The sequence below is a fragment of the Rhizobium sp. Root1334 genome (assembly GCF_001426665.1).
Lineage (GTDB): Bacteria > Pseudomonadota > Alphaproteobacteria > Rhizobiales > Rhizobiaceae > Pararhizobium.
The window spans coordinates 604,269-616,894 of the sequence record NZ_LMEY01000023.1 but is presented as its reverse complement, the minus strand read 5'-3'; the positions used below and the strand labels follow the sequence as shown (position 1 = coordinate 616,894).

Sequence of the window (12,626 nt, the reverse complement as noted above, 5' to 3'; positions counted from 1 at the left end):
ATCAGATAGCGCTCACCGACCTTAAGGATCAGACATGACCCGCACCATCGTTGCTTCCGCCACCCGCGAAATCATCATCGGCTTCGACCAGCCCTTCTGTGTCATCGGTGAACGCATCAATCCGACCGGCCGCAAGAAGCTTGCCGCCGAGATGGTTGTCGGCAATTTCGAAACCGTGATAAAGGACGCGCTGGAACAGGTGGCTGCAGGCGCCACGATGCTCGACGTCAATGCCGGCGTTACCTCGGTCAATCCGAACGAAACCGAGCCGGCCCTGCTCGTCCAGACGCTCGAAATCGTCCAGGGCCTTGTCGATGTGCCGCTGTCGATCGACAGCTCGGTCTCGGCAGCCATTGAAGCCGCATTGAAGGTTGCCAAAGGCCGGCCGCTGGTAAACTCCGTGACCGGCGAGGAAGAGAAACTCGAGGCGATCCTGCCGCTCTGCAAGAAGTATGACGTTCCGGTCGTCGCCATTTCCAACGACGAGACCGGGATTTCGATGGACCCGGACGTTCGTTTCGCAGTTGCGAAGAAAATTGTCGAACGCGCCATGGATTATGGTATCAAGCCGCACGACATCGTGGTCGATCCGCTGGTCATGCCGATTGGCGCTCTCGGCGACGCGGGCCGTCAGGTCTTCGCACTCCTTCACCGTCTGCGCAACGAATTGAAAGTCAACACCACCTGCGGTCTGTCGAACATCTCGTTCGGCCTGCCGCATCGCCACGGCATCAATGCCGGCTTCATCCCCATGGTTATCGGTGCGGGCATGACGTCGGCGATCATGAACCCCTGCCGTCCGCAGGAAATGGAAGCGGTTCGCGCGGCAAACGTCTTGAACGGGACCGATCAGAATTGCGGCTCCTGGATCATGACCTATCGCGATCACAATCCGGCAGGCGGCCATGCGGCCCCCGCCGCAGCAGCTCCAGGCGCCTCCAGTGGCCGCCGCGGTGGCCGTGCTGGACGCGCTGGCCCCCGGACAGAAGAACCGGCCGAAGCAAAGGCGGAATAACCGCCAGAAAAGAGACGTGATGTTTTTCAGTGCCGATCTGCTCGACGAGTTCGCCAGCCTCTGGTTCCAGGCTCCGATGGTCATATCCTCGCGCCTGCAGGACTTTGCCCTCTCGAGCGGATCCCCCAGCGGCGCGGCGGAAGTCAGCCGGATGATCACGGAAAAACTCTCGGCCGCCACCGAAAGCATCGTGGCCGTCAACGTCGCGATGGTGAAGGAAGGCATGATTGCTGCAGCTGCACTCGCGACCGGAACCTGCGCTGGCCTTGCCGGCGCTTCCGACCGTGTTGCAGTCGCAGCACTGAAACCATATGGCAGCCGTGTCCGCGCCAATGCGCGGCGGCTCAATGAATAGGCCGAAGCGAAAAGCCCAAACTGCATAGGAATAAACTGACCGTGTCCGCCCAGGAAAACAAAAGTGATCCCCTCGTCCTCTTCATGCCATCCGGCAAGCGTGGCCGTTTCCCCGTCGGCACGCCGGTACTGGATGCGGCCCGCTCGCTCGGTGTCTACGTGGAGAGCGTCTGCGGCGGCCGGGCAACCTGCGGCCGCTGTCAGGTCTCGGTGCAGGAAGGCAATTTTGCCAAGCACAAGATCATCTCCTCGCTCGACCACATCTCGGTCAAGGGACCGAAGGAAGAGCGCTACGAGAGTATTCGCGGCCTGCCTGAGGGGCGCCGCCTGTCCTGCTCGTCGCAAATCCTCGGCGACCTCGTCGTCGATGTGCCGCAAGATACCGTCATCAACGCGCAGGTGGTGCGCAAGGCCGCGACCGACCGCGTGATCGAGCGCAATGCCGCTGTCCAGCTCTGCTATGTCGAGGTCGACGAGCCCGACATGCACAAGCCGCTCGGCGACCTCGACCGGCTGAAGGTGATGCTGGAAAAGGACTGGGGCTGGAAGGATCTTTTGATCGCGCCGCATCTGATCCCGCAAATCCAGGGCATCCTGCGCAAGGGCAACTGGGGTGTCACCGCCGCCATCCACCGCGACATGGACAGTTCCCGCCCGTTCATCGTCGGATTGTGGCCGGGCCTCAAGAACGAAGCTTATGGTGTCGCCTGCGACATCGGCTCGACGACCATTGCCATGCATCTGGTTTCACTGCTGTCTGGACGCATCGTCGCCTCTTCCGGCACATCCAACCCGCAGATCCGCTTTGGCGAAGACCTGATGAGCCGCGTCTCCTATGTGATGATGAACCCGGACGGCCGGGAAGCCATGACCAAGGCTGTTCGCGAAGCCATCAATGTCCTGATCGGCAAAGTGTGTGCCGAGGGAGAGGTTGATCGCCACGACATTCTCGACATGGTCTTTGTCGCCAATCCGATCATGCACCACCTGTTCCTTGGCATAGACCCGACCGAACTGGGCCAGGCGCCATTCGCCCTGGCAGTCTCCGGCGCGCTGCAATACTGGGCGCATGACATCGACATTGACGTCAACCGTGGCGCCCGTGTCTACATGCTGCCGTGTATCGCTGGCCATGTCGGCGCCGACGCTGCCGGCGCAACACTGGCGGAAGGCCCCTACCGTCAGGACCGCATGATGCTTCTGGTCGATGTCGGCACCAACGCCGAAATCGTGCTCGGCAACAAGGACCGTGTCGTCGCCGCCTCCTCGCCGACCGGCCCTGCCTTTGAAGGTGCCGAAATTTCCTCAGGCCAACGCGCCGCTCCCGGCGCCATCGAGCGGGTGCGGATCGATCCGGAAACGCTGGAGCCGAAATTCCGCGTCATCGGCGTTGATAAATGGTCGGATGAAGAGGGCTTTGCGGAGGCGGCTACTGCTGTCGGCGTCACCGGCATTTGCGGCTCGGCAATCATCGAGGTAGTGGCGGAGATGTATCTCAGCGGCATCATTTCCGAAGACGGCGTCGTCGATGGTGGCATGGCGGCAAAGAGCCCGCGCATCCTGCAGAACGGCCGCACCTTCTCGTATCTGCTGCATGATGGCGACCAGCGCATCACGGTAACCCAAAATGACGTGCGTGCCATCCAGCTTGCCAAGGCGGCCCTTTATGCCGGCATCAAGCTTCTGATGGAAAAGCTCGAGATCGAGCATGTCGATACGATCCGCTTTGCCGGTGCGTTCGGCTCCTTCATCGATCCGAAATACGCCATGGTTCTCGGCCTCATTCCTGACTGTGATCTCTCCGAGGTCAAGGCCGTAGGCAACGCTGCCGGGACCGGCGCGCTGATGGCGCTGCTCAACCGCGACCACCGTCGCGAAATTGAGAAAACCATCAGCAAAATCGAGAAGATAGAGACGGCACTTGAATCAAAGTTTCAGGAGCACTTCGTCTATGCGATGGCGCTTCCCAACAAGGTCGACACCTTCCCGAAACTCTCGGCGGTGGTAAAACTGCCCGAGCGGAAAGTGCTGACCGACGATGGCGCAGATGGCGGCGGCCGGCGCAGGCGCCGCAGCCGCGAATAGCCACCCCGAATCTGCTCACCGCCGCTGGAACCAAATGACCACGGTGGCGTTTTTGCGTCACTGTGGATCAGACACAATCTCGCACCCGAAAAAACGATGACGCGGAGGCGGCAATGCCGCCGGAGCTCGTCTACCTGTCCAATCTGGATGGCGGCATTACCCGCAAGCCGGGCAAACGCGCCTTTCGCTATTATGATTCCCACGGCAGGCGGATCGACGACCGGAGTGAACTGGATCGGATCGCAGCACTTGCCATTCCGCCCGCCTATACCGATGTGCTGATCTCGACCGATCCGCATTCGCATCTGCAGGCGACCGGGCGGGATGCGCGCGGGCGAAAACAATATCGCTATCATCCGGAATGGTCGGCCGAACGCGGCAAGACCAAGTTCGCCCAATTGCCGGATTTTGCCGCGCGGCTACCAAAGATACGCGAGAAGGTCGATAACGATCTACGTCTGCGCAAGCCGGGCATGGACAAGGCGCTGGCGACAATCGTCTGGCTGCTCGACAATCTCTATATCCGCGTCGGCAATGCCACCTATGCCGAGGAGAACGGCTCCTATGGCCTGACGACGCTGCGCAATCGCCATGTGAAGATTGAAGGGGCCAGCGTCCACTTCAACTTCAAGGGTAAATCCGGCAAGGAATGGCGGCTCAGCCACAACGATCGCCGCATCACAAAATCGATCCGCATGTTGCAGGAACTGCCCGGTCAGCAATTGTTTCAGTATCTTGATGAGGATGGCGAACGGCATGCGATCCGCTCACAGGACGTCAATGCCTATATCCGCGACGCCTCCGGCGCCGACTTTTCTTCACGGCAATTCCGCACCTGGGGTGCTACCCGTATGGCAGCGACTGCTCTCTCAATGATCGAACCAGGCCCGAGCCAGAGGCAAATCAAGCGCCAGATCAATGACGTGGTGGATACGGTCGCGACCCGGCTCGTCAACACCCGCGCGGTCTGCCGCTCGTCCTATATCCATCCGAAAGTTTTCGAAGATTTTGAGAATGGCTCGCTGGCGGAACTTGCAAAAATGCGCGCAAGCCGCAGCGAAACGTTGACACGATGGATGGATGAAGATGAAATCCGCGTTCAGCGCTGGCTGAAGAAGGACGGCGCATAGGCACCGCCCTTGCCTATCGTTTATTGCAATCCGACGAACGCGGTGCGCACATGCTCGGCGACGGCCAGAACCGGTGGCGAAGCATTGTCGACCACCTGCAGACCGATATTGTAGTGACCAAGCTCCGGCAGGCCTTCGGCTTCGCCAAGCGCCACGAGATCACCCTGGACAAGGTAGCGCGGCAGTGGCGCAATCGCCAGATCCGCCTGGATGGCAGCGCGCTGTCCAGTCGTATGGGCGCTTAAAAATGCCACGCGAAACTTGCGGCCGGACTGTGTCAGCTTCTCCACGGCGTCGGCACGCCAGACGCAACCATCTTCCCACATCGAGATCGGCAGCGGGTCGCGTGCATGAGCCGTTCCGCATTTCGTCCCGGCCCAGACAAGCCTTTCAGAAACGAGGATTTCGCCGCCGCCGGTGTTCTCGCCGGCCATGCTGTTGAAGATGGCGATGTCCATCCGGTGTTCATCGACACGCTTGCGCATGACGGTGCTGGTCCCGATGGTGACGTCGACCGTGACGTTCGGATAGGATTCGGAAAACCGCTTTAACACTTCAGGCAGGATGCGCTCGCCGATATCTTCCGGTGCGCCGACACGGACAACGCCGTTCATGTCAGGCAAGAGGAAACGCGACACCGCCTCGTTGTTGAGCGCCAGCATGCGCCGCGCAAACCCGAGCAGCACCTCGCCTTTCGGCGTCAGCGATACCGAACGCGCATCCCGCAGGAAGAGAACGCAGCCCAGCATTTCCTCAAGTTTCTTAATCTGCATCGAGACCGCCGATGGGGTCCGGTAGACCGTTTCGGCGGCCGTCGTAAAGTTTCCGGTCTCGGCGATGGCGACGAACGTTTTCAGGATGTCCAGTTCGAGAAGCGGAAGGACATGCCGTAGCATCATATTCATGGGAGCCTCACGGATCAGATTTTCTGAATAAGAACATCACTTCATTTCGTTTGATTGAACCTCAAAGGAGGCCGATAGTCAAGTTGCAAACATCGAAGACACGACGAAAGGAGCTTCCCATGTCCCTGCATCACGACACAACACCGGTTGACACGACCTCCGTTCGGCTTTGCTCCGGTGGCTTCACATTCTCGATGCGCCAAATGTTTGCGCCGCTGGTGGAGCAGTTGAGCCATGGCCACCAAGCCCGCAAAATCGCGGAAACGCGCAAGGCAACGCGACGCGAAATCGCCCATCTGCCCGCCAGTCTACAACAGGATCTGGCTTTTTCCGATGGTACAGTCATTGCGTTGGAACAGCGCTAAGCGCCGGCAGTCCGATAACAAGCCTTGGAAACTCCGACGTGGGCCTCTAAACTCGTAGCCGGTGGCGCATAGCCACTGGCCGGAAACGAGGGAGGAGCCTTTATTCCGTGAAAGTTCGCTTGTTCGCTGCCTTATGCCTTGCGCCGTTTGTGCTGTTTGCCGTGATCTTTCAGGGCGGAGCATGGGCAACGCGCAGCTATATGGACGAGGCGTCGCTGCAGGCAAGCTCAGCTCTGCGCCTTGCAGTCTCGGCGCTGAGCGGCCACCTCAGCCGCTATGAACCCTTACCGGCCCTGATCGCCGATCATGACGATATCAAGGAACTGATCACACACCCGGATGACAAGACGTTGCGCGATGCGGCGAATGTCTACCTCAAGGAGATCAACGGCCTGCTGGAATCCTCCGATATCTACGTCATAACCCTCGACGGAGACACCATTGCGGCCAGCAACTACGATCTGAAAACAAGCTTTGTCGGCCAGAACTTCAGCTACCGCCCCTATTTCCAGGATGCTGCCAAGGGCAAACAATCCCGCTTTTACGCGCTGGGCACCACTTCGTTTGTGCGCGGCTACTTTTTCGCCTCGCCAATCCTCGTGACCGGCAGCATTAGAGGCGTGATCGTCTTCAAGGTCGATATCAGCTCCATCGAGGCTTCGTGGCGCGGCGGCGAGTACAAGATTTTCGTCTCCGACCCCGAGGGTATCGTTTTCATGACCGGCAGCCCGGAATGGCTCTATTCCAGCACCTTGCCGCTGAACAGCGAGCGTCTGAAACGGACCGGGGCATCGCGGCGCTACGCCGAGGCGGACATCACGCCATTACCGATCACCCGCTCGACACTCGACGGCCACGAACTGATGACCATGACCACCGCGCAACACCGGGAATATCTGGTCCTGTCGCAATATATGCCGGAGGCGGACTGGACCGTGAACGTGCTGATGGACACCGCATCCGTTCGCACCCAGGCACGAACCACCATCATTGCGGTCGTGCTCTTCCTTGGCCTCGCCGGACTTGGGCTGGCCATCATCATGCAACGCCGTGCTCGCCTTGCCGAGCGCATGCGCATGCAGGCCGAGGCGCGCAACGAATTGGAACACCGGGTCGAGGAGCGCACGGCCGATCTGGCCCTCGTCAATCAGCGCATCGAGGAAGAAATCGCCGAGCGGCGGCTGACCGAACTGGAGTTGCGAAAGACGCAGGCGGACCTGATCCAGGCAGGTAAGCTCGCAGGTCTCGGCCAGATGTCGGCCGCCCTCTCCCATGAACTCAACCAGCCGCTGGCCGCTGCCAAGACCTATGCCGATAGCGCGGCGATGCTGATTGATCTGGAACGCGTACCCGAGGCCCGCGACAATATCAGGCGTATTTCCGGACTGATCGACCGCATGGCCTCGATCAGCCGCCACCTGCGCAACTTTGCCCGCAAACCGAACGAAAAGCTCGGATCCGTGGCGCTCGGTGCCGTCATCGCCGATACGCTGGAGATCGTCTCCGCCCGCCTGAAGACCGCCGATGCCGATCTGCAAGTCGAACTTGGCGAAGACACCGTCATGGTCCATGCCGGCTTCGTCCGGCTGCAACAGGTCCTCGTCAACATCATCACCAATGCAGCGGATGCGGTCGAAGGTCTAGACGACCGGCGCATCCATGTCCTGGCGGAACGTCAGGACGGGAAGATTATCCTGACGATCAGGGATCACGGACCGGGTGTACCGGGTGCGATCGTGGAGCGCATCTTCGACCCGTTTTATTCCACCAAAGGCGTCGGCAAGGGGCTGGGTCTCGGTCTCTCGATCTCCTACAATATCGTCAAGGACTTCGGCGGCAGTCTCTCCGTCACCAATCATCCGGAGGGAGGCGCCATGTTTCGCATAGAGCTTGAGGCCGCAACCGCCGCCCGGGAGGCCGCCGAGTGAGTGATGCACGCGTTCTGCTGGTTGACGACGAAGAAGATATGCGCCGCTCCACCGCGCAGGCGCTCGGCCTGTTCGGACTGGAGGTCGATACGCTTTCCAGCGCCGAGGATGTGCTGGAACTGATCGGCTACAGCTTTTCCGGCGTCGTCATCAGCGATATCCGCATGCCCGGCATGGACGGCATGACGCTGTTACAGCGCATCCGCGAGGTCGACGCAGAAATCCCGGTCATCCTGGTGACCGGCCACGGCGACGTACAGCTCGCCGTCAAGGCGATGCGCGCAGGTGTCTACGATTTCCTGGAAAAGCCATTTACGGCCCAGCATCTGGCAGCAATTGCCCGCCGCGCGCTCGACCGGCGCAGCCTCGTCCTCGAAAACCGCCGCCTTCGAGCCGTCGCCGGCAAAAGGGACGATATCGAGGCACGGCTGCCCGGCCGCACACAGGCGATGGTCGACCTGCGTTACCGGCTGCGCGCCATCGGCGCTACTGACGCAGATACGCTGATCATCGGCGAAACCGGCGCCGGCAAGGAAGTTGTTGCCCGGGCGCTTCACGATATCAGCGCCCGCGCCGACCGCCCGTTGATCGCCATCAACTGCGCGGCCCTGCCGGAAAACCTGATTGAAAGCGAGTTGTTCGGCCATGAAGCCGGGGCCTTTCCGGGGGCGATCAGGCCACGCTACGGCAAATTCGAACATGCGCGCGGCGGCACCATCCTGCTTGACGAGATCGGCTCCCTGCCCTTCGACCTGCAGGCCAAGTTTCTCAGGGTGCTGCAGGAACGGGTGATTACCCGCCTCGGCTCCAACGAGATCGTACCGCTCGACGTGCGCTTCGTCGCCACTAGCAAGGTCAATCTCGAGGCGGAAGTGGCAGCCGGGCGTTTTCGCGCCGATCTCCTATACCGGCTGAATGTCGCGACACTGCACGTTCCCTCGCTGGCGCAGCGCAAGGCCGATATCCCGCTCCTGTTCCTGCAGCTGGTCAGAGAGGCCGCCGCCCGCTATGTGCGCAGCGATATCGATGTGCCGCCGAGCCTGATCACCGAGATTGCCGAACGCACGTGGCCGGGCAATGTCCGCGAACTGCGCAACGCGGCCGACCGGCTGGTCCTCGGGCTCGACCTGAGGCCGGATGAAGGACAGGTACAGCCCGAAAAACAACGCCTCGCCGACAAGGTCGCCGATTATGAACGCGGCATCATCGCCAGCGCGCTTGCCGCCCATGGCGGCGCGTTGCGGCCCGTTTATGAGCTTCTGGGCATATCGCGAAAGACGCTTTACGAGAAAATGCAGAAATACGGTTTGGATAAAAAGCTGTCCATCGAGGACGACGACTACGCCCTTTGACGGCGCAATGGGTGGAAATCCACCCATACTTTCCGGCGTATGTCCCCAAACTTACCCATGCTGCGCCGCACTGTTTGCAAAAACCGGCTGAAGCCGGCGTGGAACAGTTGCCGCATGAGGGCTCACCTTCACAAATAAAGCATCCAGAATCGGCGCGGGAGGAGCTGCGCCGGCTGGCAACATATTTCATCCGGGAGGACTTCGATGAAAACCCTGACAGCCATCTTTGGCATGACGGCCCTTGCTGCCGTTTCCCTCATTTCCATCTCCGCACACGCACAGTCCTATCCGGACCGCACGATCACCATGGTCGTTCCCTTCTCGGCCGGTGGACCAACCGATACGGTTGCGCGCCTCGTTGCCGAATCCATGTCGAAGGATCTCGGCCAGCAGATCGTCGTTGAAAACGTCGGCGGCGCCGGCGGTTCGCTGGGTGCTGGCCGCGTCGCACAGGCCGATCCGGATGGTTACACGGTTCTGCTGCACCATATCGGCATGGCCACCAGCGCCACGCTCTACCGCAAGCTTGCTTATGACACGCTGAACGCCTTCGAATATGTTGGTCTCGTCACCGACGTGCCGATGACCATTGTCGCCCGCAAGGATTTCGAGCCGAAGGACCTCAAGGGCCTGATCGACTACGTCAAAGCCAACAAAGACACGGTCACCGTTGCCAATGCCGGCATCGGCGCTGCCTCGCATCTCTGCGGCATGATGTTCATGAGCGCCATCGAAACGCCGCTCGTCACCGTCCCCTACAAGGGAACCGGCCCGGCGATGACCGACTTGCTCGGCGGCCAGGTCGATATCATGTGCGACCAAACCACCAACACCACAAAGCAGATCGTCGGCGGCACCATCAAGGCCTATGCCGTCACCTCGCCTGCGCGTCTGCCGGTCCTGCCGGACGTCCCGACAGCTGTCGAAGGCGGTCTTGCTGACTTCCAGGTCGGCATCTGGCACGGCGTCTACGCGCCGAAGGGCACACCGGCAGAAGCCACCGAACGCCTTTCAAAGGCGCTTCAAGTCGCCCTCAAGGACCCGAACGTCGTCGCACGCTTCGCCGAACTCGGCACGGTTCCATCTTCGGAAGCCGAAGCGACACCGGCCGCCCTGAAGACCAAACTCGAGACCGAAATCGCCCGCTGGAAGCCGGTGATCGAAGCCGCCGGCCAATACGCCGACTGATCACGCCCACGATAGTCCTATGCCCTCCCGCCTCCCTCTTTCTTGAAAGGGGGAGGCATCCGCCCAATGTCATTTTGACGGCCACGCGATACGCTGGTGGGGACTGGAGGCCGGGCTGAAACACAGGAGGCATCATGAAATCCTTATCCTTCGACACCACCAATGCGCTCTGCGGTGCGCTCTTCATCGGACTTGGCGGCTTTTTCATCTATCAAAGCCTCGGGCTTGAACTCGGTACGGCGTTCAAGATGGGCCCCGGTTATTTCCCATTGTTTCTTGCAGCCATCCTGACGCTTCTCGGCATCGTCATCATTGTTCAATCAACCCGTGTGGAGGGCGAGCCGCTCGGGCCGATTGCCTGGCGCGGCATGCTGTTCATCCTGCCGGCGCCGATCTTTTTCGGATTGACTGTGCGCGGCCTCGGCTTCGTGCCGTCGCTGTTCTTCACCGCACTGATCGCCTGCTTTGCTTCGCAGCGCATGAAACCGCTGACGGCGCTTGCGCTGTCGGCAGCGTTGACGCTCTTTTCGGTCGCTGTGTTCAGCTATGCGCTCGGCCTGCCCTTCCAGCGCTTCGGCCCCTGGGTCAGATTGTAGGACATCACGATGGAACTTTTCAGCAATCTCGCCCTCGGCTTCACCACCGCCGGCTCACCCGAAAACCTCCTCTTCTGCCTGATCGGCGTGCTGCTCGGTACTTTGATCGGCGTTCTGCCCGGCATCGGCGCCACTGCTACCATCGCCATGCTTCTGCCGATCACCTTCCAGCTGGAGCCTGTCTCCTCGCTGATCATGCTCGCCGGCATCTACTACGGAGCGCAGTACGGTGGCTCGACCACCGCCATCCTGATCAACATGCCCGGCGAATCCTCATCCGCTGTCACCGCTATCGATGGCTACCAGATGGCGCGTAAAGGCCGGGCCGGTGCCGCTCTCTCGATCGCAGCGCTCGGATCGTTCTTCGCCGGAACGGTCTCGACCTTCCTGGTGGCGATCTTCGCCCTGCCATTGACGGCAATTGCCCTTCAGTTCGGCGCGGCGGAATATTTCTCGCTGATGATCGTCGGCCTCGTTTCTTCGATTGCGCTGGCGCACGGCTCGATCGTCAAGGCGCTGGCGATGGTTGCGCTCGGGCTGTTGCTCGGGCTGGTCGGGACGGACATCTACACCGGCACGCCACGCTTCACGCTTGGCATCCGTGAATATGCCGATGGGCTGAACTTCGTTGCCGTCGCCGTCGGCGTCTTCGGCGTTGCCGAGATCCTGCGCAATCTTGAGGGTGAGAAAACCCGCACCGTGCTGATGGCCAAGGTCAGCGGCCTTTTGCCGACCCGGGACGATTTCAAGCGGATGTTTGCGCCGGTCGTGCGCGGTACGGTCATCGGTTCGGCGCTCGGCATCCTGCCCGGCGGTGGCGCCATTCTTGCTGCCTTCGCCTCCTACACGGTCGAAAAACGCATATCGAAGACACCGGAGGAGTTCGGCCACGGCGCGATCGCTGGTGTCGCCGGCCCGGAATCGGCCAACAATGCCGGCGCCCAGACATCGTTCATCCCGCTTCTGACGCTTGGCATTCCGGCAAACCCGGTAATGGCGCTGATGGTTGGCGCGATGATCATCCAGGGCATCGTCCCCGGCCCGAACGTCGCGGTCGAGCAACCCGCCTTGTTCTGGGGCATCATCGCCTCGATGTGGATCGGCAACCTGATGCTGGTCGTGCTGAACCTGCCGCTCATCGGCCTGTGGGTAAAGCTGCTGACGATCCCCTACTACGTGCTTTTCCCGATCATCATGGCTTTCTGCTCGATCGGGGTCTACAGCGTCAACTCCAACGTCTACGACCTTTATGCCGTCGCGTTCTTCGGTCTGGCCGGCTATGCGCTGGTCAAGCTGCGCTGCGAACCGGCACCTCTGTTGCTCGGCTTCGTTCTTGGACCGCTGCTGGAGGAAAACCTGCGCCGCGCCATGATCCTGTCGCGCGGCGACGCAACGACCTTCGTTACACGGCCGATCAGCGCCATCCTGCTGTTGATCGCCCTTGCCGTGCTGGTCGTCGTCTTCCTGCCCGCCGTCAAGGCCAAGCGTGAGGCGGTGTTCCAGGAAGAGGATTGATCCAGCTACGCAGCACGGCGTGCTGACGTGCTGCAACCATCGCCGGCAGGCAGCAACTGCCGGCGATCCTGCGGCAAAACTGCTGCAAACGAACAAAGGCCAGTCTCGCGACCAGCCCTTCAAAAGTCCCGATGGTATCAGCCATCGGCTATTGGTGTTTAATGGCCACCTGATTGTTGTCGGTATTGAGCAG

The 12,626-nt window shown here is 60.8% G+C and carries 11 protein-coding genes; 10 read left to right on the top strand and 1 reads right to left on the bottom strand.

What is annotated here, in order from left to right; all coding sequences use genetic code 11:
- Nucleotides 1-34 precede the first annotated feature (34 nt).
- The 4 genes from ASD36_RS21345 (at nucleotide 35) to ASD36_RS21330 (ending at nucleotide 4,584) form a co-directional block, all read left to right on the top strand.
- On the top strand, nucleotides 35-1,015 hold the full coding sequence (locus ASD36_RS21345) for a methyltetrahydrofolate cobalamin methyltransferase (RefSeq protein ID WP_060506195.1): 981 nt from the start codon (nucleotides 35-37) through the stop codon (nucleotides 1,013-1,015).
- Nucleotides 1,016-1,034: 19 nt separating this feature from the next.
- Complete coding sequence (locus ASD36_RS21340; RefSeq protein ID WP_060506194.1) at nucleotides 1,035-1,370, top strand: hypothetical protein; 336 nt, start codon at nucleotides 1,035-1,037, stop codon at nucleotides 1,368-1,370.
- Between the two features lie 83 nt (nucleotides 1,371-1,453).
- Entirely contained in the window at nucleotides 1,454-3,454 is a 2,001-nt protein-coding gene (locus ASD36_RS21335; RefSeq protein WP_060506193.1) for an ASKHA domain-containing protein, read from the top strand.
- Between the two features lie 113 nt (nucleotides 3,455-3,567).
- Complete coding sequence (locus tag ASD36_RS21330) at nucleotides 3,568-4,584, top strand: DNA topoisomerase IB (RefSeq protein ID WP_060506192.1); 1,017 nt, start codon at nucleotides 3,568-3,570, stop codon at nucleotides 4,582-4,584.
- Between the two features lie 20 nt (nucleotides 4,585-4,604).
- Here ASD36_RS21330 and ASD36_RS21325 read toward each other — a convergent pair whose 3' ends face one another.
- On the bottom strand, nucleotides 4,605-5,489 hold the full coding sequence (locus ASD36_RS21325) for a LysR substrate-binding domain-containing protein (protein ID WP_060506191.1): 885 nt from the start codon (nucleotides 5,487-5,489) through the stop codon (nucleotides 4,605-4,607).
- 119 nt (nucleotides 5,490-5,608) lie between these two features.
- Here ASD36_RS21325 and ASD36_RS21320 point away from each other — a divergent pair, with 119 nt between their 5' ends.
- The 6 genes from ASD36_RS21320 to ASD36_RS21295 all read left to right on the top strand — a co-directional run bounded on the left by ASD36_RS21320 (nucleotide 5,609) and on the right by ASD36_RS21295 (nucleotide 12,433).
- Nucleotides 5,609-5,854, top strand: coding sequence for a hypothetical protein (locus ASD36_RS21320; RefSeq protein WP_060506190.1), 246 nt, complete (start codon nucleotides 5,609-5,611; stop codon nucleotides 5,852-5,854).
- A gap of 107 nt (nucleotides 5,855-5,961) precedes the next feature.
- A complete protein-coding gene (locus tag ASD36_RS21315; RefSeq protein WP_060506189.1) occupies nucleotides 5,962-7,782 on the top strand; it encodes a sensor histidine kinase in 1,821 nt (606 codons plus the stop codon).
- Nucleotides 7,779-9,134: a sigma-54 dependent transcriptional regulator gene (locus tag ASD36_RS21310; protein WP_060506188.1), complete on the top strand. Its 1,356-nt coding sequence runs from the start codon at nucleotides 7,779-7,781 to the stop codon at nucleotides 9,132-9,134. The genes ASD36_RS21315 and ASD36_RS21310 overlap by 4 nt, the downstream gene beginning before the upstream one ends.
- A gap of 204 nt (nucleotides 9,135-9,338) precedes the next feature.
- Nucleotides 9,339-10,322 (top strand): tripartite tricarboxylate transporter substrate-binding protein, encoded by a 984-nt coding sequence (locus tag ASD36_RS21305; protein ID WP_060506187.1) that lies wholly within the window; start codon nucleotides 9,339-9,341, stop codon nucleotides 10,320-10,322.
- Nucleotides 10,323-10,456: 134 nt separating this feature from the next.
- Nucleotides 10,457-10,918, top strand: a complete 462-nt coding sequence (locus ASD36_RS21300; RefSeq protein ID WP_060506186.1) for a tripartite tricarboxylate transporter TctB family protein — start codon at nucleotides 10,457-10,459, stop codon at nucleotides 10,916-10,918.
- A gap of 9 nt (nucleotides 10,919-10,927) precedes the next feature.
- The gene (locus ASD36_RS21295; protein WP_060506185.1) at nucleotides 10,928-12,433 is read left to right on the top strand and encodes a tripartite tricarboxylate transporter permease; all 1,506 of its coding nucleotides are present in this window, start codon (nucleotides 10,928-10,930) and stop codon (nucleotides 12,431-12,433) included.
- The last annotated feature ends 193 nt before the right edge of the window (nucleotides 12,434-12,626 follow it).

Excerpts from the sequence above, each read along its gene's own strand:
- ASD36_RS21345 (WP_060506195.1), top strand. The coding sequence starts at position 35 with ATGACCCGCACCATCGTTGCTTCCGCCACCCGCGAAATCATCATCGGC.
- ASD36_RS21340 (WP_060506194.1), top strand. The coding sequence starts at position 1,035 with ATGTTTTTCAGTGCCGATCTGCTCGACGAGTTCGCCAGCCTCTGGTTC.
- ASD36_RS21335 (WP_060506193.1), top strand. The coding sequence starts at position 1,454 with ATGCCATCCGGCAAGCGTGGCCGTTTCCCCGTCGGCACGCCGGTACTG.
- ASD36_RS21330 (WP_060506192.1), top strand. The coding sequence starts at position 3,568 with ATGCCGCCGGAGCTCGTCTACCTGTCCAATCTGGATGGCGGCATTACC.
- ASD36_RS21325 (WP_060506191.1), bottom strand. The coding sequence starts at position 5,489 with ATGAATATGATGCTACGGCATGTCCTTCCGCTTCTCGAACTGGACATC.
- ASD36_RS21320 (WP_060506190.1), top strand. The coding sequence starts at position 5,609 with ATGTCCCTGCATCACGACACAACACCGGTTGACACGACCTCCGTTCGG.
- ASD36_RS21305 (WP_060506187.1), top strand. The coding sequence starts at position 9,339 with ATGAAAACCCTGACAGCCATCTTTGGCATGACGGCCCTTGCTGCCGTT.
- ASD36_RS21300 (WP_060506186.1), top strand. The coding sequence starts at position 10,457 with ATGAAATCCTTATCCTTCGACACCACCAATGCGCTCTGCGGTGCGCTC.
- ASD36_RS21295 (WP_060506185.1), top strand. The coding sequence starts at position 10,928 with ATGGAACTTTTCAGCAATCTCGCCCTCGGCTTCACCACCGCCGGCTCA.